The sequence below is a fragment of the Streptomyces sp. NPDC034086 genome (assembly GCF_055575515.1).
In genome coordinates this window covers 228,566-246,236 of the sequence record NZ_JBVISM010000010.1, presented here as the reverse complement: position 1 = coordinate 246,236, position 17,671 = coordinate 228,566, and the positions used below count along the sequence as shown (strand labels likewise).

Below are 17,671 nucleotides of genomic sequence, written 5' to 3'. Positions count from 1 at the left end.
AGCAGCGTGCCCTCGGCCATCATCTCGTACAGACGGTGCACACCCGTCGTGGTCTCCTCCGTCACACCCCGGATCTCGGACGCGAGCTGCGTCCACTTCTGCGGGGACTCGGCCAGGGTGCGGTTGAGGAGCGTGAGGATGTGGGCGTACTCCTCGGAGTCCGCGGTGGACGGGTCCGGGGCCGCGCCGGCCTTCTCGAACTCGACGCCCTTGTGGACGAGGAGGGTGGCGTCACCACCGTCGTCGAGGATCATGTTGGGGCCGCCGGTCGGGGTGTTCGGCCAGGTCAGCGCCTGCTCCGTGCACCACCAGTACTCCTCCAGCGTCTCGCCCTTCCAGGCGAAGACGGGGACGCCCTGCGGGTCCTCCGGGGTGCCGTTCGGGCCGACCGCGATGGCGGCGGCCGCGTGGTCCTGGGTGGAGAAGATGTTGCAGGAGGCCCAGCGGACGTCGGCGCCGAGGGCGACGAGGGTCTCGATGAGCACGGCCGTCTGCACCGTCATGTGCAGCGAGCCGGTGATGCGGGCGCCGGCCAGCGGCTGGGCCTGCGCGTACTCCTTGCGGATCGACATCAGACCCGGCATCTCGTGCTCGGCCAGGGTGATCTCCTTGCGGCCGAAAGCGGCAAGGGAAAGGTCGGCGACCTTGAAGTCCATGGGTGCTGCTCCTCATGGGTCGAGAGGTTGGGTACGGCTGGGCCGTGCACGACGGGCTGGCCGGTGCACTGAGCACAGTCCGCCGCGGGGCCCTCTCTCCCCTCGGCCGGTCGCGAGGACCGCCCGACCGCCATCAGCGGCGACGCCTGACACTGATGACGAATCTACACCGATCGGCGCAGCGGACCCCAGTGGGGACGGGAAGAAGTCACGCTTCGTTTTCGGACGGCGCACCGGAACGGGGCGGTCACGCCACCGCCGGGGGAAACGCGGTCACTCCGGGCACCTTCTGGAACGGTCCGCGCCGGACGGCCCGGCCGTGCTGGAGGTGCTGGGCGGGATCCGGTAGCTCCCGCGGGGCGTACGGCGAAGGCCCCCGCGGCCGGTGGAGCCGCGGGGGCCTTCTGGTGCTGTCGGGGGGCCGGTCAGCGGGCGTCGGCCTTGCCGAGGTCGACGGCCGCGGGGCGGTAGATGTCCGGCTCCAGGTAGATCACGCGGGCGATCGGGACGGAGGCGCGGATGCGGGCCTCGGCGGCGTTGATGGCGTTGGCCACCTCGGTCGCGGTGTCGTCGCCCTGGACGGCGATCTTGGCGGCGACGAGGAGTTCCTCGGGGCCCAGGTGCAGGGTGCGCATGTGGATGATGCCGGTGACGGTGTCCCCGTCGACGAGCGCGGCCTTGATCTTCTCGACCTCGGCGGTCCCGGCGGCCTCGCCCAGCAGCAGGGACTTGGTCTCCAGGGCCAGGACGACGGCGATGACGATCAGCAGGACCCCGATGCAGAGGGTGCCGATGCCGTCCCAGACGCCGTTGCCGGTGAGCAGGGCCAGGCCGACGCCGCCGAGGGCGAGGACGAGGCCGACGAGGGCGCCGAGGTCCTCCAGCAGGACCACCGGAAGCTCGGGGGCCTTGGCGCTCTTGACGAACTGCCTCCAGCTCTGGCTGCCGCGGCTCTCGTTGGACTCCTTGATCGCGGTGCGGAAGGAGAAGCCCTCCGCGACGATCGCGAAGACGAGCACGCCGACGGGCCAGTACCAGGCCTCGATCTCGTGCGGGTCGTGGATCTTCTCGTAGCCCTCGTAGATGGCGAACATGCCGCCGACGGTGAAGAGCACGATGGAGACGAGGAACGCGTAGATGTAGCGCTCCCGGCCGTACCCGAAGGGGTGCTGCGGGGTCGCCTCGCGCTGGGCCTTCTTCCCGCCGAGGAGCAGCAGGCCCTGGTTTCCGGAGTCGGCGACCGAGTGGACGCTTTCCGCGAGCATCGACGAGGAGCCGCTGAAGAGGAATGCCACGAACTTGGCTACAGCGATGGCGAGGTTGGCGGCGAGTGCCGCCACGATCGCCTTGGTACCGCCCGACGCGCTCATGGGTGCTGGGTGTCCTTCCTGGCCACTGGCTTACGGCCGCACATTGTTGCAGCTGTCGATTCGGTCGGCGCTACGTCAGATGACGACCGTGGCCCGGAAGACGGTGCCGCTACCGGACAGTTCGGCCTTTTCGCCCGCCGGTACGAAGACCGACTCGCCCGGGGCGAGGGTCAGGTCGCCGACGCGGGGCGCGCCGGCGGTGCAGAGCAGGATCTGCGCGGTGCCGTCGGGGAGGGCGCGGGGGGCGCCGCCGGGGGCCAGGACGTGCCGGGAGAGCCGGAACTCGTCGATGGGGGTCTCGTAGACCTCCTCGCCGTCGCCCTCGGGGCGCAGGACGCCCGGGGCGCTCGGCTCGAAGACGACCACCTTCAGCAGCTCGGGCACGTCCACGTGCTTGGGCGTCAGCCCGCAGCGCAGCACGTTGTCCGAGTTCGCCATGAGTTCGACGCCGAGGCCGTCGAGGTAGGCGTGCGGGATGCCGGCGCCGAGGAACATGGCCTCGCCGGGCTGGAGCCGGACGTGGTTGAGCAGCATGGCCGCGATCACGCCCGGGTCGCCGGGGTAGTCGTGGACGAGTCCCGCGTAGGGCCGGTACGGGCCTTCGAGGCGCTCGGCGGCGGCCGCGGTCTCGGCGACCGTCCGGGCCATCTCCTCGCGGTCGGCGGTGAGGACGGCGGTGAGGACCTCGCGCAGGGCCGCCTCCTCGGGGTGGGCGCGCAGGAGGTCGACGTACGGCTTGAGGGAGTCGACGCCGAGGCCTTCGAGGAGGTCCGCGGCCTCCAGCGGCGGGCGGAAGCCGCACAGGCCGTCGAAGGGGGTTAGGGCGCAGATCAGTTCGGGCTTGTGGTTGGCGTCCTTGTAGTTGCGGTGGCCCGCGTCGATCGGGACGCCCCGGCGCTCCTCGTCCTCGAAGCCCGCCCGGGCCTGGGCCAGGTCGGGGTGGACCTGGAGGGAGAGGGGGGCGCCGGCGGCGAGGAGCTTGAGGAGGAAGGGCAGGCGGGGGCCGAACTTGGCGACGGTGGCGGGACCGAGCTCGCCTTCGGGGTCGGCGGCGATGACGGCTGCCAGGGTGGTCTCGCCGGCTCCGCGGTCGAGGCGGGAGGGCGCGCCGGGGTGGGCGCCCATCCACATCTCGGCCTGGGGCTCACCGGTCGGCTCGACTCCGAGGAGGGCCGGGATCGCGGTGGTGGATCCCCACGCGTAGGGGCGGATCGTGTTGGTCAGGCGGTCCATCGTCGTCGTCTTCCTGGATCTGGATGTGGTGCGGGCACAGGTTGTGCCTCAGCCGCGTCCCCGGCCGGCCAGCGCCAGGTAGGCGGTGGCGAAGTCGGTGACGGCGAGGAGTTCGGCGAGCTGTTCCAGCTCTCCGCCCTCCTCCGGTTCGAGCTCGCTGACGGCCGTGTCGTGGCCGGCGGCGAGCTCGCGCGCGGCCGGGGCGGCGGTGAGTCCGCCGGCCGGCCGGTCGCGCAGCAGGACGATGCGGGCGCGCAGTGCCTGCGGCTCTTCGACGCGGTCCCGGAAGAAGTCGTCGGTGTCGGCTCCGGCGGCGAAGGAGCCGGCGAGCAGCACGCCGTGGGCGGTCAGCGCCTCGGGGAGGGCCGCGGCGAGCGCCGGGCGGCCGGCCAGCTCGGCGAGGGTGGCGGCGAAGCGGCGGCCGGCGGGACCGGCGGCCTCGCCCTCGGTCCAGATGAGGGGGAGCGAGTCGGCGAGTTCGGCGGCGAGGGTCTTGGCCGGGTTGGAGTAGGTGGCGATGGCCGGGCCGCAGCGCTCGGCGGTGCGGTCGAGCCGGTCGGCGGCGCGCTGGAGGGCGTCGGGGGCGGCGCTGACCATGCCGACCTTGTCGAGGAGGACCAGCAGCGGGGTCAGCAGGGCCCAGAGGGCGCCGGGGCCGGCCACGGCGGACTCGTCGTACTCCTGGTACGGGGCCTTGGCCATCGGTACGAGGATCCCGTGCGCGCCGTCCACCGCCTCGCTCAGCGGTGAGCGTTCGGGGGCCACGGCGACCACGGTGCAGCCGCGGCGGTAGGCCTGCTCGGCGAGGGCCGCGAGGCCGGGCTCGGTGCCGTCGGTGGTGGCGAGGAGCAGCAGGTCGACGGGGCCCGCCCAGCCGGGCAGGACCCAGCGCAGGGCTCCGGCGGCGTGGGCGACGCCGGTGGGGTTCAGGCGGGTGACCGGGGCGGAGGCTCCGGCGAGGGCGCCGAGCAGGTCGGCCACGCCGGTGGCGGCGGTGCCGGAGCCGGCGATCAGCACGGCGCGGGGGCGCCCGTCGGGGCGCAGGTCCCCGAGGCCGGCCTCGCCGGCGTGGCGGGCCGCGGTGCGGACCCTGGCCCCGGCCTCGGCGGCGCCGCGGAGCAGGCCGCGGCGGTCGGCACGGGCGAGATCGTCCGGTGCGTCGAGGAGTGACTCGTCGAGCATGGGGGCCTCCGGCGGTGTTGACGGATCCAGGCTGGTCGAGCGGCGGGGCCGGTCAGGCGGGGCGGCGGGCCTCGTCCACGAGGAGGACCGGGATGCCGTCGCGGACCGGGTACGCGAGACCGCAGTCCTGGCCGGTGCAGAGCAGCTCGGGGGAGGTCTCGTCCGCCGATTCGTCCCGGAGCGGGGCGTGGCAGGCGGGGCAGGCGAGGATCTCCAGCAGGCCGGCTTCGAGCGGCATGGGCGGTTTCCCTTCGGGGGTACGGATCGCGGATCGCGGATCGGGCGGGGTCAGCGTACCGCCGAGTCACCTGCGGTGCGGTGCGGCTCCGCGGCGCCCCGGCCCGGGGCTCCGGGCGGGGCGGCCGCGGCGCCGTCGTACGGGGGCCTCTGCCCCGGATCCCGCACCTCGAACGCCGGCGGGGCTGGTTTCCGCTCCGCCGGCGCCGGGGGTGGGGTCAGGCCCGGACCAGGGCCAGGACCTCGTCGCGCACCTTGGCCAGGGTGGCCTCGTCGCGGGCTTCGACGTTGAGGCGCAGGAGCGGCTCGGTGTTGGAGGGGCGCAGGTTGAACCACCAGTCGGCGGCGGAGACCGTGAGGCCGTCCAGCTCGTCGAAGGTGACGCCCTCCTGGCCGGCGTAGGCGGCCTTGACGTCGGCGGTGCGGGCGGCCTGGTCGGCGACGGTGGAGTTGATCTCGCCGGAGCCGACGTAGCGGTCGTACTCGGCGACGAGCTCGGAGAGGGTGCCCTGCTGGCCGCCGAGGGCCGCGAGGACGTGGAGCGCGGCGAGCATGCCGGTGTCCGCGTTCCAGAAGTCCTTGAAGTAGTAGTGCGCGGAGTGCTCGCCGCCGAAGATGGCGCCCGAGGCGGCCATCTCGGCCTTGATGAAGGAGTGGCCCACGCGGGTGCGGACGGGGGTGCCGCCGTGCTCGCGGACGACCTCGGGGACCGACCACGAGGTGATCAGGTTGTGGATGACGGTGCCGGTGCCGCCGTTGCGGGCCAGCTCGCGGGCCGCGACCAGGGCGGTGATCGCGGACGGGGAGACGCCCTCGCCGCGCTCGTCGACGACGAAGCAGCGGTCGGCGTCGCCGTCGAAGGCGAGGCCCAGGTCGGCGCCCTCGGCGATCACGCGGGCCTGGAGGTCGACGATGTTCTTGGGGTCGAGGGGGTTGGCCTCGTGGTTCGGGAAGGTCCCGTCGAGCTCGAAGTACATGGGGACGAGGTCCAGCGGGAGGCCCTCGAAGACGGTGGGGACGGTGTGGCCGCCCATGCCGTTGCCGGCGTCGACGACGACCTTCAGCGGGCGGATGGCGGTCAGGTCGACCAGGCCCTTGAGGTGCTCGGCGTACCCGGTGAGGGTGTCCTGCTCGGTGATGGTGCCGGGGACGGTGCCGGCGGGGATCTCCGGGGCGCCCTCGTCGGTCCACTTCTCGGCGAGTTCGCGGATGGTGGCGAGGCCGGTGTCCTGGCCCACGGGCGCGGCGCCGGCGCGGCAGAGCTTGATGCCGTTGTACTGGGCCGGGTTGTGCGAGGCGGTGAACATGGCGCCGGGCAGGTCCAGCTTGCCGGAGGCGTAGTACAGCTGGTCGGTGGAGCACAGACCGATCAGGGTGACGTCGACGCCGCGGGCGGCCGCGCCCCGGGCGAAGGCGGCCGACAGGCCGGGCGAGGAGGGCCGCATGTCGTGTCCGACGACGATCGCCGTGGCGCCGGTGACCTCGACGAACGCGGCACCGAACAGCTCTGCCAGGGTTTCGTCCCACTCGTCGGGTACGACGCCACGGACGTCGTACGCCTTGACGATGTTCGAAAGATCTGCGGCCACTGCCTGCCCTCCTGAAGGTTCCGTGCGGTGGAGCAAACCTACCTTGTACGGAGAGCGGCTTTTCAGACGATCCGCGTGTCAGGAGTCGGGCGACCGCAGGACGCGCAGGTGTCCGCGGCGTGTCTCGCCGGCCACCGGGGCGCCGGGGCCGGACCCGCCGGCCTCGGCCGCGCGCCCGGGCGGGCGCGCCGCCTCACGGACGGCGTTGGCCAGGGCTTCCAGGTCGTCACCGGTGGGCCGCGACGGTCCGGAACCGTCCGACAGACGTACGACTTCCCAGCCGCGCGGAGCGGTCAGGCGCTCGGAGTGCTCGGCGCACAGGTCATAGCAGTGGGGTTCGGCGTAGGTGGCGAGCGGGCCGAGAACTGCGGTCGAGTCGGCGTAGACGTACGTCAGTGTGGCGACGGCAGGGCGGCCGCACGCGGTGCGCGAACAGCGACGTACAAGGCTCACGACGTTGGACGGTACCGCACTCTTGACCGGGCCGCGACGACTCTCCCCCCGGCCACTCCCCCGTGTCGTGCTCCGCGGGAGCGGCGAAGGGGGCGACGCGTCCGTAATGCGGCCCGATCCCGGCCGGATCGTGCGGGCGGTGACACCGTCGTGACACCTCGTCGTGACCGTATCGGGTCCTGGCGGAGGCGTGCGGGCTACCCTGCGGGGGTGACGGACAGTGCGCTTCCTCCCCGCCCCGCCGCCTCCGCCGGGGCCCCTTCCGAGCCGCGGCCGCGGCGGCGCGACCGGCACGGCCGGGGGATGCGCGGACCGCTGGCCCCGCCCCAGGTGCCGCTGTCGGCGAGCCGGGCGGAGCTGTTCGGCGACCTCGTACGGGATTCCGTGGAGCGGCTGGAGCGGCGCTGGGCGCAACTGGCCGAGGTGGAGTTCGTGGTCGCGGACGTGCCGGGGCCGCCGGGCGGTCCCGACGCGGGCTGGAACGACGAGGCGGTGCCGCTGGGCGGCCTGGTGGAGGCCCGGGAGGGGAAGCCGGCACGGATCGTGGTGTTCCGGCGGCCGGTGGAGATCCGGGCCAAGACGCGCGACGAGCGGGCGATGCTGGTGCACGAGATCGTGGTGGAGCAGGTCGCGGAACTGCTCGGGCTGTCCCCCGAGACGGTGGACCCCCGGTACGGGCAGGACTGACCCGGCCGCGCGGCCGGGCCTTCCGCCGGGCCTTCCGGCGGGGCGGCGCCGGCGGGCTCAGCGCAGCAGGATCGAGGGGTCCTCGGCGGCCCGGGGGACCGAGACCGTGGAGCGGTCGTCGCCGAAGGCCTGGACGGTGAACATCGGGATCCCGTCGTGCGGCAGGGTCAGGGTGCGGGCCGCGTGGACGGGTCCCCCGGACAGGGTCTCGACGGTCAGGGCGTAGGGCCCCTTGCCGCCGGAGGGGGCCGGCGGGGCCAGCGCGCGGGTGGTGCCCGCCTTGACGGTGATCTCCTGGACGGCCGGCTGACCGCCCTCGGTGCCCGGGGAGGCGGTGACGCGGACCTCGGCGTCGGCGCCGGAGGCCGTCAGCGTGAGGACGGTCGACCCGTCGCCGGCCCGGTTGTCGGCGACCGTGGCCCGCTCCCCGACGGGGGTGCTCGCCGGGACGAAGCCCAGTTCCTGCTTGGCGGCGGTGCCGCGGACCACGCGCAGCGCCGCGACCACGGGTACGGCCTTCGCCGGATCGGCGGGGGCCAGCAGCAGCGAGCCGGCCTCGCCGCGGGTCACGTCGCCCAGGTCCAGGCTCGCCGTCATGCCGCCCTTCACGTGGAGGCGTTCCTTGCCGGCGGGGCTGAGGGGGCCGGTGGGGCCGGACAGCCTGACGGTGAGGTCGGCGTCGTCCTCGCCGGGGGCGAAGGCGACCAGCCGTACGGAGGTGGCGTCGGCCGGGATGCCGGGCAGCACCAGCGTGTCGGCCGGGCCCGCGGAGGCCGGGAGCCAGTCGGTGCCGGTGCCGTCCTCGGTGACGTGCGTGGAGGCGCCGACGCGGCCCGAGCTCGCCGTCACGTGGGCGGTGACGTCGGTGAGCCGGCTGTCGGGGGCCAGCGGGGACAGCCACACCTTGGTGGTGGAGCGGGGGTCGACCCGGATGACGGGGTCGGCGCTGCCCGGCTTGTCCTTGAGCATTCCGTCGGGGCCGTACAGCGTGATGGTCACCTCGGCGGTCGTGTCGTCGGGGTTGGTGAGGTGGACGTAGTCCTGCCGGCCCTTGGCGGTGCTGACGCCGGGGAACCAGAAGTCGGTACCGGGGGCGGTACAGGCGAGCCCGAGCAGGCCGCGTGCCTGGCCGACGGACACCTTGGTGGTCTGCTGGGCGGTCCAGCCGGGGGCCAGGGCGCCCTCGGCGGCGCCCGTCAGCGCGGGTGCCTCCGCGCCGGAGGCGGTGGCGGCGACGGGCGTGCCGGGCTCCCTGGGCTCCAGGACCGTCTTGCCGTCCCTGCCGGCCAGCCGGGCCGTGCCCTTGCCGCCGCCCTTGCCCGGGGTGAGGGAGGTGTACGTGGTCTCGGCGATGTCGGAGGAACTGGGCGCGGGGCACACCAGCACGGACCGCTCCACCGGCATCCGGGCCGCGGCCGTCCGCCCGGTGCCGCCGCCGGCCGGGGTGGCGGCGGGGGCGGTGAGGAAGGCCAGGCCGGTGGCGGCGGCCAGCGCCGCCGTCACGGCCGCGAGCGTCAGGGGGGCGCGCTGCTTCACTGCTGGTGGCTCCCGTCCGGGCGCGGCTGGTGCTGTCCGTAGGTGTCGTACTGCTGCTCGTGGGCGTACGGGTGGGGCTGCTGTTGCTGCGGGAAGTGCGGCTGGTCCTGGGGAGGGGGGTACGGCCCGGCGTACTGGCCGTACGGGTCGTACGGCTGCGGCTGGGCCGGCTGCTCGTACGGATAGGGCTCCTGGTAGGCGTACGACTCCTCGCCGGGGACCTGCTGCGCCGGGATCCGCGCGTACGGGTCGACGACGGCGTCGGCGGGCGCCGGCTCCGCGGCGGGCGCGGCGGGCCCGGCGGTGCGGCGGGCCCGGCGGCCCCCGCCGGGCTCGCCGGGGCCGTCCCCGGCGGCGCCGGAGGGAGTCTCCTCCGGAAGGTCGTCGTCGAGCCGGGCGCGGCGGCCCGGCAGGGCCATCACCAGCAGCACCAGGACGAGGAACCCCTGCGCCCAGTGCCAGGCGTCCCGGGGCAGGGAGTCCCGGTGGACCAGGTCGAGGCGGCCGCCCTCGGGGGGCAGGACGAAGCCCTGTGCCCAGCCGTCGACCGTCCTGGGCGTGAGGGGCCGGCCGTCGAGGGTGGCCCGCCAGCCCGGGTCGGCCCGGTCGGCGATGCGCAGCGTCCGGCCTTCCGGGCCCTCGGGGATGTCGGCGTGGACCTCGACGGGCCCGGCGTCGACGGTGATCGGGGCGGCCTGGCCGTGGCCGGGGAGGATCGCCACGCGGGAGGTGAGCCGCTCGACCTCCCACAGGGCGGTGCCGTCGTTCTGGTGGCGCTGTTTGAGGCCGGGGGTGCCGTCGAGGACGCGGCGCATGGGGGCGGAGCCGCCGGGCGGGATCATCACGTAGCGCACGGCGAAGGCGCTGAGCTGCTCGGACTGGTTGGCCCCGGAGCCGGAGGCCAGACCGGCGACGGCCTTGGCGAGGCGGGGGTCGGGGCCGGCCGCGGCGAGGAGTTCGCCGTCGCCGAGGCGGGCGCCGGAGCCGCGGACCAGGACGTAGGAGACGGTGGCGGGCGAGTCGCCGCCGAGGACCAGGGTGCGGGTGCGGTTGGTGTCGCCGGAGTGCTCCGCGACGACGGCCGGGACCTGGACGGGATCGCGGCGCCCGAGCGGCCCGTCGGCCCCGGCCACCGCCCAGGCGGCGGCGAGGAGCAGGGGGCCGGCGGCGGCGGCGAGGGCGGTCAGGGCGGCCAGCGGCTGGCGCCAGCCGAAGCTGCGGGCGGCGACGCGTTCCCTGGCGCCGTCCGCGCCGAGCACGGCGGCCGCGAGCAGGGCGAGTCCGTACAGGAGGGTGCCGGGGCCGGCCCAGCCGGTGCGGTTCAGCAGGACGGCGAGGAGCAGGCCGGCGAGGGCGGCGCCCCAGGCGGTGCGGACGGCGAGCCGCCGGTCGGCGCGGAGCAGGGCGGCGAGGGCGGCGAGCAGGGTGCCGGCGAGCAGGAGGTGCCCGGTGGTGCCCGGTCCGCCGGGGTCGGCGCCGAGGAGGCCGAGCGGCGTGGCGGAGCCGCTGCCGTAGGGCAGTCCGGCCTCGCGCAGGAGGCGGGCGGGGTGGCTGAGCAGGCCCAGGGACCAGGGCGCGAGGACGGCCAGGGGTACCGCGAGGGTGACGAGCAGGCGGGCGGCGTACGTCGTGCGGTGGGCGCGGCGCGCGAGGAGCGCGGCGGTGCCGAGGACCGCGGCGAGGGGCCACACGACGGGGGTGAAGGCGGTGGCCAGGGTCAGCAGCAGGGCGTACGTCCACATCGCGCGCCGGCCGCCGGCCGCCCCGGTGCCCGCGAAGCCGTGGGCGGTGACGGCGGAGCGGGCGAGGACGGGCAGGAGCACGGCGAGGACGGCGGTGCCGAGCCGGCCGCCGGCGAGGGCGCCGGTGACCGCGGGCAGGAAGGCGTAGGTGACGGCGGCCCAGGCGCGCAGCAGCCGGGAGGTCACGAGCGGCCGGGAGGCGAAGTAGGCCGTGAGCCCGGCGAGCGGGACCGAGCCGACGAGCAGCAGGGTCAGGGCGGTCCGGGTGGAGCCGAGGAAGGGGAGGGACAGGCCGGCCAGGATCGCGAGGTAGGGGGGCGCGCCGGCGGTGGTGCCGGTGCCGACGGGCTGCCAGTCGCCGGTGTAGGCGCGCCAGAGGCCGAGGCCGCCGGCGGGGGCGGGGAGCAGGGCACCGCCCATGAGGCTGCCGCCGCCGATGAGCGCGCGGCAGGCGACGAGGGAGACGAGGAGCAGGCCGGCGAAGAGGACGGGTGAGGGGTTGCGTGCGATCCGGCTGAGCCGGCCGGGCGCGCCGGTGTCGAGGTAGTCGGCGTCGTCGCCGCCGGGTCCGGTCTCCAGGGCGCCGCCGTGCCGGCCGGAGGGGGCCGGGTCGCTGTCGCGGCCGGAGCCGAGGTAGGCGGCGAGCTGTTCGGCGCCGGCGCGCAGGGTGGCGCCGGGCGGCGGGAAGAGGGGGCGCAGCTCGGCGGCGGGCACGGCGGGGCGGCGGCGGGCCTTGCGGGCGGCGAGGAGCCTGCCGGGGCGCAGCAGGGTGGCGAGCAGTCCGGTGATCTCGTCGACGGCCTGTCCGGGGGTTTTTCCGACGAGGTAGCCGAGGGCGCGCAGCAGGGTGCCGAGGATCAGGCGCGGCAGGACGTAGGGCAGGGCGCGGCCGGGGGTGTTGGCGAGCATGGTGTGGACGGCGCCGGCCTTGTCGACGCGGTGGGGGCTGACGGCGGAGCGGCCGGCGCAGTCGACGGTGCGGCGTTCGCGGGCGGCGGCTTCGGCGTGCCGCAGGACGGCGTCGGGCGCGACGAGGACGGTGTGGCCGGCGTTGTGGGCGCGCCAGCAGAGGTCGACGTCGTCGCGCATCAGGGGCAGCCGGCGGTCGAAGCCGCCGAGGGCGTCGTAGACGTCGCGGCGTACGAGCATGCCGGCGGTGGAGACGGAGAGGACGGGGCGCACCTGGTCGTGCTGGCCCTGGTCCTGTTCGCGGCGGTCGAGGCCGGTCCAGCGGCGGCCGCTGCGGGCGATGGTGACGCCGGCCTCGAGGAGTTGTTTGCGGTCGTACCAGCCGCGGAGTTTGGGGCCGATGACGGCGGCGTCGGGGTTCTGGTCGGCGACGCGCAGGAGTTCGGTGAGGGCGTCGGGTTCGGGTGCGCTGTCGTCGTGGAGCAGCCACAGCCACTGGACGGGTTCGCCGTGGGGGAGCTCGGGGAGGTCGTAGGCGTCGTCGCGCCAGGTGCGGCTGACGGGGTCCCAGCCGCTGGGGCGCTTGAGGTACGGGAGTTCCTCGGGGGTCAGGACGCCGGCGCTGCGGGCGGCTTCGTCGACGGCGGTGCCGAATCCGGTGCGGCGGGCGAGGTGCAGGACGCGGTCGTCGCCGAAGGCCTCGGCGAGGAGGCGGGCGGAGTCGTCGGCGCTGCCGGTGTCGGCGGCGACGTGGTTCTGCGCGGGGCGTTCCTGGGCGAGGAGGCCGGCGAGGGTCTCGGGCAGCCAGCGGGCTCCGTCGTGGGCGACGAGGACCGCGGTGACGACGTGCCGGGGGAACTCGGGGGTGGCGGCCGCCTGGTGCGAGGCCGTCGAGTTGCTGTGCAGGGACATCGCGTACGGGCCCTCCGGCCTGGGGGTGCCCCCGGACGGAGTCCGGGGGAGGATCCGGGGTGCGGGGGCCCTCGGAAGCTGCTGGACAGCGCCCCACACTAACGGCTGCGAGGGGGAGGGTACGCCGTGTCCGGAGAAGGCCCGGAACGCGACGGTCCGCCTCCTGCGGGGAAGGTGCGGGAGGCGGACCGTTTGCTCAGTCTGCTGTGGTGTCAGGTGCGTTTTCGTGCTGCTCCGCGACCGTTTCGGACCGCCGTCTCAGACCGCCGCCTTTTTCAGCCGGCGCCGCTCGCGCTCGGACAGTCCGCCCCAGATGCCGAAGCGTTCGTCGTTGGCGAGGGCGTACTCGAGGCACTCGGAGCGGACCTCGCAGGCGAGGCAGACCTTCTTGGCTTCGCGGGTGGAGCCGCCCTTCTCGGGAAAGAAGGATTCGGGGTCGGTCTGCGCGCACAGTGCGCGCTCCTGCCAACCGAGCTCCTCGTCCGCCTCTTCGACCAGCAGTTCCTGAAACAGCTCGGTCATGTGCGCCCCTCGCTCTGTCTGTGCGTCCCCGTGATGTTGCCGTTACTGATCACCGAGCAACGACACGAGTGAAATTACAAGTGTGTGGCTCCTGTGCAGTCAAGCCGAGATCTGCTATTGGGGCCCTTATTCACTCTGCGGAACCAAGCGTATACAGAAAGTGTTCATATCGCCAAAAATCGTGACACAAGCCACAGGCTGTCCGCGAACGCCTCCCTCGTCCGGGGTCGACGCGTCACCCTGAGGAGGGGTTGCGATTCGGCCGAAGATGCAGCCGGGATCACATTCCGATCACGAGTGACGCCAACGGGTTTGAGGCTGGTTCCCGCGGGCTCGGAGCGCACATCCCCGGAGATCGCTTGCACAAACCTTTCTCCGCGCACAGCAACCGGATGTGGTGAAAGTTTTCCCACAAACCGGACATTGGGTTGACACTCCGGCCCACACCCCGGTCTCCTTGTCCTCATGTCAGCGCCCGCAGCCGCCACCCGGACCCCCATTCGTGGGTTCCTGCGTGCTGCCCAGGTTCGCTGTTGCTGTTGCAGCTGTTGATGCCCCCGGAGCCCCGGCTCCCCCGAGCACCGGCCACACCCCACAGCAACCGCCCCGCACGACTGACATCCGTCGAGGACACCCCACGATGAACAGCGCCCCCCAGGCCTCCGCCGCTCCCGCGACCGCCCCGTCCGCCGTCGCCGCCGTCACCGAGAGCGACCTCCAGATCGCCGGCGACATCCTCGCCGTCCAGCACCTCCTCCAGCCCGCCCGCGAACACCCGTCCACCGTCGCCGAGTTCGCCGGCCTCGCCCGGTCCATCGCCGAGGACCGCGGAAGCTGGGAACACCTCGTCCGGTACGACGCCACCACCCGCTGGTACCACCGCCTGCGCACCGGCCCCGGCTACGAGGTCTGGCTGCTCAGCTGGGTCCCCGGACAGGGCAGCGGCCTGCACGACCACGGCAGCTCCTCCGGCATCATGACCGTCCTCGAGGGCGAACTCGTCGAACACACCCCGCGCGCCGGCCGGCTCGGCCACCGCGCCGGCGCCCAGCGCGTCTTCGCCCCCGGCCACGTCCACGAGGTCGTCAACGACAGCCTCGAAGGAGCCGTCAGCCTGCACGTCTACTTCCCCGGCCTGACCGAGATGCCGATGCACAGCTGCTCCCCCGCCCGCCAGGAGCACGTACCCGCCTGACGGCGCCGCCCGGGCACCACCCCCCGAGGGCGGCCCGCGGCCGGCTGACAGACTGGCCGCATGCGCATTGTTGTTCTGGCCGGCGGCATCGGCGGCGCCCGTTTCCTCCGCGGACTGAAGTCCGCCGTCCCCGACGCGGACATCACCGTCATCGGCAACACCGGCGACGACATTCACCTGTTCGGGCTCAAGGTGTGCCCCGATCTGGACACGGTGATGTACACCCTCGGCGGTGGCATCAACGAGGACCAGGGCTGGGGCCGCGCCGACGAGTCCTTCACCGTCAAGGAAGAACTCGCGGCGTACGGGGTCGGACCCTCCTGGTTCGGCCTCGGCGACCGCGACTTCGCCACCCACATCGTCCGCACGCAGATGATCGGCGCCGGCTACCCGCTCAGCGCCGTCACCGAAGCCCTCTGCGACCGCTGGCAGCCGGGCGTCCGGCTGCTGCCCATGTCCGACGACCGCGTCGAGACCCACGTCGCGATCACCGACCCGGAAACCGGCGAACGCCGCGTCATCCACTTCCAGGAGTACTGGGTCAAGCTGCGCGCCTCCCCCGACGCCGAGGCCGTCGTCCCCGTCGGCGCCGACCGGGCCGAGCCCGCCCCCGGCGTGCTCGACGCCATCGCCGCCGCCGACGTCATCCTCTTCCCGCCCTCCAACCCCGTCGTCTCCATCGGCACCATCCTCGCCGTCCCCGGCATCCGCGAAGCGCTCGCCGCCTCCCCGGCACCCGTCGTCGGCCTCTCCCCCATCGTCGGCGGAGCACCCGTACGGGGCATGGCCGACAAGGTCCTCGCCGCGGTCGGCGTCGAATCCACCGCCGCCGCCGTCGCCCGCCACTACGGCTCCGGACTCCTCGACGGCTGGCTCGTCGACACCTCCGACGCCGGCGCCGTCGCCGAGGTCGAGGCCGCGGGCATCGCCTGCCGGGCCGTCCCGCTGATGATGACCGACACCGCCGCGACCGCCGCCATGGCCCACGCCGCGCTGGACCTCGCGCGGGCCGCCCGGTGACCGTCCCCTCCTACACGGTGCGGGCCCTCCCCGGCATCCCCGAGGTCCGGCCCGGCGACGACCTGGCCCGCCTCATCGCGGCCGCGGGACCGGACCTGCGCGACGGGGACGTCCTGCTGGTCACCTCGAAGATCGTCTCCAAGGCCGAGGGGCGGACCGTCCGCGCCGACTCCCGCGAGGAGGCCATCGACGCCGAGACCGTACGGGTCGTCGCGCGCAGGGGCCCGCTGCGGATAGTGGAGAACCGGCAGGGCCTCGTCATGGCCGCCGCCGGTGTCGACGCCTCCAACACCGCGCCGGGCACCGTACTGCTGCTGCCCGAGGACCCCGACGCCTCGGCCGCCGCGATCCGCGCCGGCCTGCGGGCCGCGCTCCGCGTCGACGTGGGCGTCATCGTCACCGACACCTTCGGCCGGCCCTGGCGCTCCGGACTGACCGACGTCGCCATCGGCTCCGCCGGAGTGCGCGTACTGGACGACCTGCGCGGCGGCACCGACGCCCACGGCAACCCGCTGAGCGCGACGGTCGTGGCGACGGCCGACGAACTGGCCGCGGCCGGCGACCTGGTCAAGGGCAAGGCCGCCGGGCTGCCGGTGGCCGTCGTACGCGGGCTGGGACACGTGCTCGGCGAGGGCACCACGGCGGCCGACCTGGTCCGCGCGCCCGCCGACGACATGTTCCGCCTGGGCACCTCGGAAGCCGTACGGGAAGCCGTCACCCAGCGCCGCACCGTACGCGCCTTCACCGGCGAACCCGTCGACCCGGGCGCGGTACGCCGCGCCGTGGCGGCGGCGGTCACCGCCCCCGCGCCGCACCACACCACACCGTGGCGGTTCGTCCTCCTGGAGTCGGCCGCCGCCCGCCTCGAACTGCTCGACGCGATGCGGGACGCGTGGATCGCGGACCTGCGGCGCGACGGCAGGTCCGAGGAGTCCATCGCCCGGCGGATCAAGCGCGGGGACGTCCTGCGCGACGTCCCCTACCTGGTCGTGCCGTGCATGGTGACCGACGGCGCCCACGACTACGGGCACGCCCGGCGGGACGCGGCCGAACGGGAGATGTTCGTCGTCGCCATGGGCGCCGGCGTGCAGAACTTCCTGGTCGCGCTGGCCGGGGAGCGGCTCGGCTCCGCATGGGTGTCCTCGACGATGTTCTGCCGGGACGTGGTGCGCGAGGTGCTCGCGCTGCCGGACGGCTGGGACCCGATGGGGGCCGTCGCGGTGGGCCACCCGGCGGCGCCCGCCGCCGCACGGCCGGACCGCCCGGCGGAGGCGTTCATCGAGGTGCGTTAGAGCAGGCCGATGTCGCCGCGCGGCATCCGCGGCACCCGGCGGGGCGGAGTGCGGCCCGCCAGGAGCACCAGCCGGGCCGCGCGGTGCCGCTGGCCCTCGTACGGGGCCAGCAGCTCCAGCATCCGGGCGTCGTCGGCGTCCCGCTCGTCCGCGAGGGCGTAGCCGATGATGCCGGGCAGGTGCAGGTCGCCGGTGGTGACGGCGTCCGGCGCGCCGTTGCTGCGCTGGAGGGTCTCGGCGGAGGTCCAGGGGCCGATGCCCGGCACGGCCTCCAGCCGGGCGGCGGCCGGGCCGGGCTCCATCGAGGCCGCCTCCTCCAGGCGGTGAGCCACCCGGGCGGCGCGGACGATGGTGGCCGAGCGCTTCATGTCCACCCCGGCCCGGTGCCAGTCCCAGGAGGGGATCAACGCCCATTCCCGGGCGGCGGGCATCACGTACAGCTCCCCGCCCAGCGGCCCGGGCGCGGGCTCCCCGTACTGGCGGACCAGGCGCCGCCAGGCGCGGTACGCCTCGTCGGCGGTGACCTTCTGCTCCAGGACGGTCGGGATCAGCGACTCCAGCACCAGCCCGGTGCGGGTCAGGCGCAGGCCGGGACGGCGACGGTGGCTGGAGTGCACCAGGCGGTGCCGGGGGACGAAGGCGGCGGGGTCGTCGTCGGCGCCGAGCAGCGAGGGCAGCGCCTCGAGCAGCCAGTCCCGGCCGGGACCCCACGCCTCGGCGTCCGCCCCGTCGGGGGTGGCGGCGACCCGCAGCGCGGCGGGGCCCTCGGGGGTGCGGGTGCCGCGCCAGACGGAGCCGTCGGGGGTGGTGCGGAAGGTGGGGTCGCCGGGGCCGCGGCGGAGCGGGCCGAGGACCAGCCCCAGGTCCACCGCCGCCCCGGGCCGCCAGCTGCGGACCTTCCCGCCTCCGGTGGCGCTGCCGGCGCCGGGCCCGGCCGGGGGCACGGCGGTGTGGCCGCCGCGGACGGTGGTGCGGGTGGAGGGGGTGAAGCGGCCGGCCATGCCTCGAGCGTAGCCCGCCGTCCCGCGCGGGCCGGTCCCCCGCCCGCCCTTCGCCCGCCCCGCCGGCGCCCGGGCCCCTCCGGCGTGCCGGCGGGCCCGGCCCGGACGCCGGCGGGGCGGGGGCGCCCGGACGCG

The 17,671-nt window shown here is 74.9% G+C and carries 15 protein-coding genes; 4 read left to right on the top strand and 11 right to left on the bottom strand.

Annotated features, from left to right (window positions below; translation table 11 throughout):
- The 7 genes from ACZ514_RS23015 to ACZ514_RS22985 form a co-directional block, all read right to left on the bottom strand.
- Positions 1-656: adenosylhomocysteinase (locus tag ACZ514_RS23015; RefSeq protein ID WP_469125530.1), on the bottom strand; the 656-nt coding region annotated here is incomplete at its 3' end.
- Between the two features lie 425 nt (positions 657-1,081).
- On the bottom strand, positions 1,082-2,026 hold the full coding sequence (locus ACZ514_RS23010) for a cation diffusion facilitator family transporter (protein WP_468167881.1): 945 nt from the start codon (positions 2,024-2,026) through the stop codon (positions 1,082-1,084).
- Between the two features lie 75 nt (positions 2,027-2,101).
- Positions 2,102-3,259 (bottom strand): mannose-6-phosphate isomerase, class I, encoded by a 1,158-nt coding sequence (gene manA, locus ACZ514_RS23005; protein WP_469125529.1) that lies wholly within the window; start codon positions 3,257-3,259, stop codon positions 2,102-2,104.
- Positions 3,260-3,307: 48 nt separating this feature from the next.
- Entirely contained in the window at positions 3,308-4,441 is a 1,134-nt protein-coding gene (locus tag ACZ514_RS23000) for an SIS domain-containing protein (RefSeq protein WP_468167877.1), read from the bottom strand.
- Positions 4,442-4,493: 52 nt separating this feature from the next.
- Positions 4,494-4,679: a Trm112 family protein gene (locus tag ACZ514_RS22995; protein ID WP_468167875.1), complete on the bottom strand. Its 186-nt coding sequence runs from the start codon at positions 4,677-4,679 to the stop codon at positions 4,494-4,496.
- Between the two features lie 217 nt (positions 4,680-4,896).
- On the bottom strand, positions 4,897-6,267 hold the full coding sequence (locus tag ACZ514_RS22990; protein WP_468167873.1) for a phosphomannomutase/phosphoglucomutase: 1,371 nt from the start codon (positions 6,265-6,267) through the stop codon (positions 4,897-4,899).
- 78 nt (positions 6,268-6,345) lie between these two features.
- Positions 6,346-6,720: a DUF3499 domain-containing protein gene (locus tag ACZ514_RS22985; RefSeq protein ID WP_468167871.1), complete on the bottom strand. Its 375-nt coding sequence runs from the start codon at positions 6,718-6,720 to the stop codon at positions 6,346-6,348.
- Between the two features lie 210 nt (positions 6,721-6,930).
- On the opposite strand from ACZ514_RS22985, the gene ACZ514_RS22980 reads away from it, so the two are divergent.
- On the top strand, positions 6,931-7,407 hold the full coding sequence (locus ACZ514_RS22980) for a metallopeptidase family protein (RefSeq protein WP_468167869.1): 477 nt from the start codon (positions 6,931-6,933) through the stop codon (positions 7,405-7,407).
- Positions 7,408-7,464: 57 nt separating this feature from the next.
- Here the strand turns inward: ACZ514_RS22980 and ACZ514_RS22975 are convergent, their stop codons facing one another.
- The 3 genes from ACZ514_RS22975 to ACZ514_RS22965 form a co-directional block, all read right to left on the bottom strand.
- Complete coding sequence (locus ACZ514_RS22975; protein WP_469125528.1) at positions 7,465-8,943, bottom strand: DUF5719 family protein; 1,479 nt, start codon at positions 8,941-8,943, stop codon at positions 7,465-7,467.
- Positions 8,940-12,506, bottom strand: coding sequence for a glycosyltransferase family 2 protein (locus ACZ514_RS22970; RefSeq protein WP_469125527.1), 3,567 nt, complete (start codon positions 12,504-12,506; stop codon positions 8,940-8,942). The genes ACZ514_RS22975 and ACZ514_RS22970 overlap by 4 nt, the downstream gene beginning before the upstream one ends.
- A 258-nt stretch (positions 12,507-12,764) precedes the next feature.
- The gene (locus ACZ514_RS22965) at positions 12,765-13,028 is read right to left on the bottom strand and encodes a WhiB family transcriptional regulator (RefSeq protein WP_003983763.1); all 264 of its coding nucleotides are present in this window, start codon (positions 13,026-13,028) and stop codon (positions 12,765-12,767) included.
- A gap of 640 nt (positions 13,029-13,668) precedes the next feature.
- On the opposite strand from ACZ514_RS22965, the gene ACZ514_RS22960 reads away from it, so the two are divergent.
- From ACZ514_RS22960 to ACZ514_RS22950, 3 genes are read left to right on the top strand one after another with little or no spacing between them, the layout of a single operon-like run.
- On the top strand, positions 13,669-14,223 hold the full coding sequence (locus tag ACZ514_RS22960; RefSeq protein ID WP_468167863.1) for a cysteine dioxygenase: 555 nt from the start codon (positions 13,669-13,671) through the stop codon (positions 14,221-14,223).
- A 60-nt stretch (positions 14,224-14,283) separates the two neighbouring features.
- Complete coding sequence (gene cofD / locus ACZ514_RS22955; RefSeq protein ID WP_469125526.1) at positions 14,284-15,243, top strand: 2-phospho-L-lactate transferase; 960 nt, start codon at positions 14,284-14,286, stop codon at positions 15,241-15,243.
- Positions 15,240-16,535, top strand: coding sequence for a coenzyme F420-0:L-glutamate ligase (locus ACZ514_RS22950; RefSeq protein WP_469125525.1), 1,296 nt, complete (start codon positions 15,240-15,242; stop codon positions 16,533-16,535). Before cofD ends, ACZ514_RS22950 begins: the two co-directional genes overlap by 4 nt.
- Here ACZ514_RS22950 and ACZ514_RS22945 read toward each other — a convergent pair.
- On the bottom strand, positions 16,532-17,536 hold the full coding sequence (locus tag ACZ514_RS22945) for a DNA-3-methyladenine glycosylase family protein (protein WP_468167857.1): 1,005 nt from the start codon (positions 17,534-17,536) through the stop codon (positions 16,532-16,534). The genes ACZ514_RS22950 and ACZ514_RS22945 overlap by 4 nt on opposite strands.
- Positions 17,537-17,671: the final 135 nt, after the last annotated feature.

Excerpts from the sequence above, each read along its gene's own strand:
- manA (WP_469125529.1), bottom strand. The coding sequence starts at position 3,259 with ATGGACCGCCTGACCAACACGATCCGCCCCTACGCGTGGGGATCCACC.
- ACZ514_RS22995 (WP_468167875.1), bottom strand. The coding sequence starts at position 4,679 with ATGCCGCTCGAAGCCGGCCTGCTGGAGATCCTCGCCTGCCCCGCCTGC.
- ACZ514_RS22960 (WP_468167863.1), top strand. The coding sequence starts at position 13,669 with ATGAACAGCGCCCCCCAGGCCTCCGCCGCTCCCGCGACCGCCCCGTCC.
- ACZ514_RS22970 (WP_469125527.1), bottom strand. The coding sequence starts at position 12,506 with ATGTCCCTGCACAGCAACTCGACGGCCTCGCACCAGGCGGCCGCCACC.
- ACZ514_RS22965 (WP_003983763.1), bottom strand. The coding sequence starts at position 13,028 with ATGACCGAGCTGTTTCAGGAACTGCTGGTCGAAGAGGCGGACGAGGAG.
- ACZ514_RS23010 (WP_468167881.1), bottom strand. The coding sequence starts at position 2,026 with ATGAGCGCGTCGGGCGGTACCAAGGCGATCGTGGCGGCACTCGCCGCC.
- cofD (WP_469125526.1), top strand. The coding sequence starts at position 14,284 with ATGCGCATTGTTGTTCTGGCCGGCGGCATCGGCGGCGCCCGTTTCCTC.
- ACZ514_RS23000 (WP_468167877.1), bottom strand. The coding sequence starts at position 4,441 with ATGCTCGACGAGTCACTCCTCGACGCACCGGACGATCTCGCCCGTGCC.
- ACZ514_RS22945 (WP_468167857.1), bottom strand. The coding sequence starts at position 17,536 with ATGGCCGGCCGCTTCACCCCCTCCACCCGCACCACCGTCCGCGGCGGC.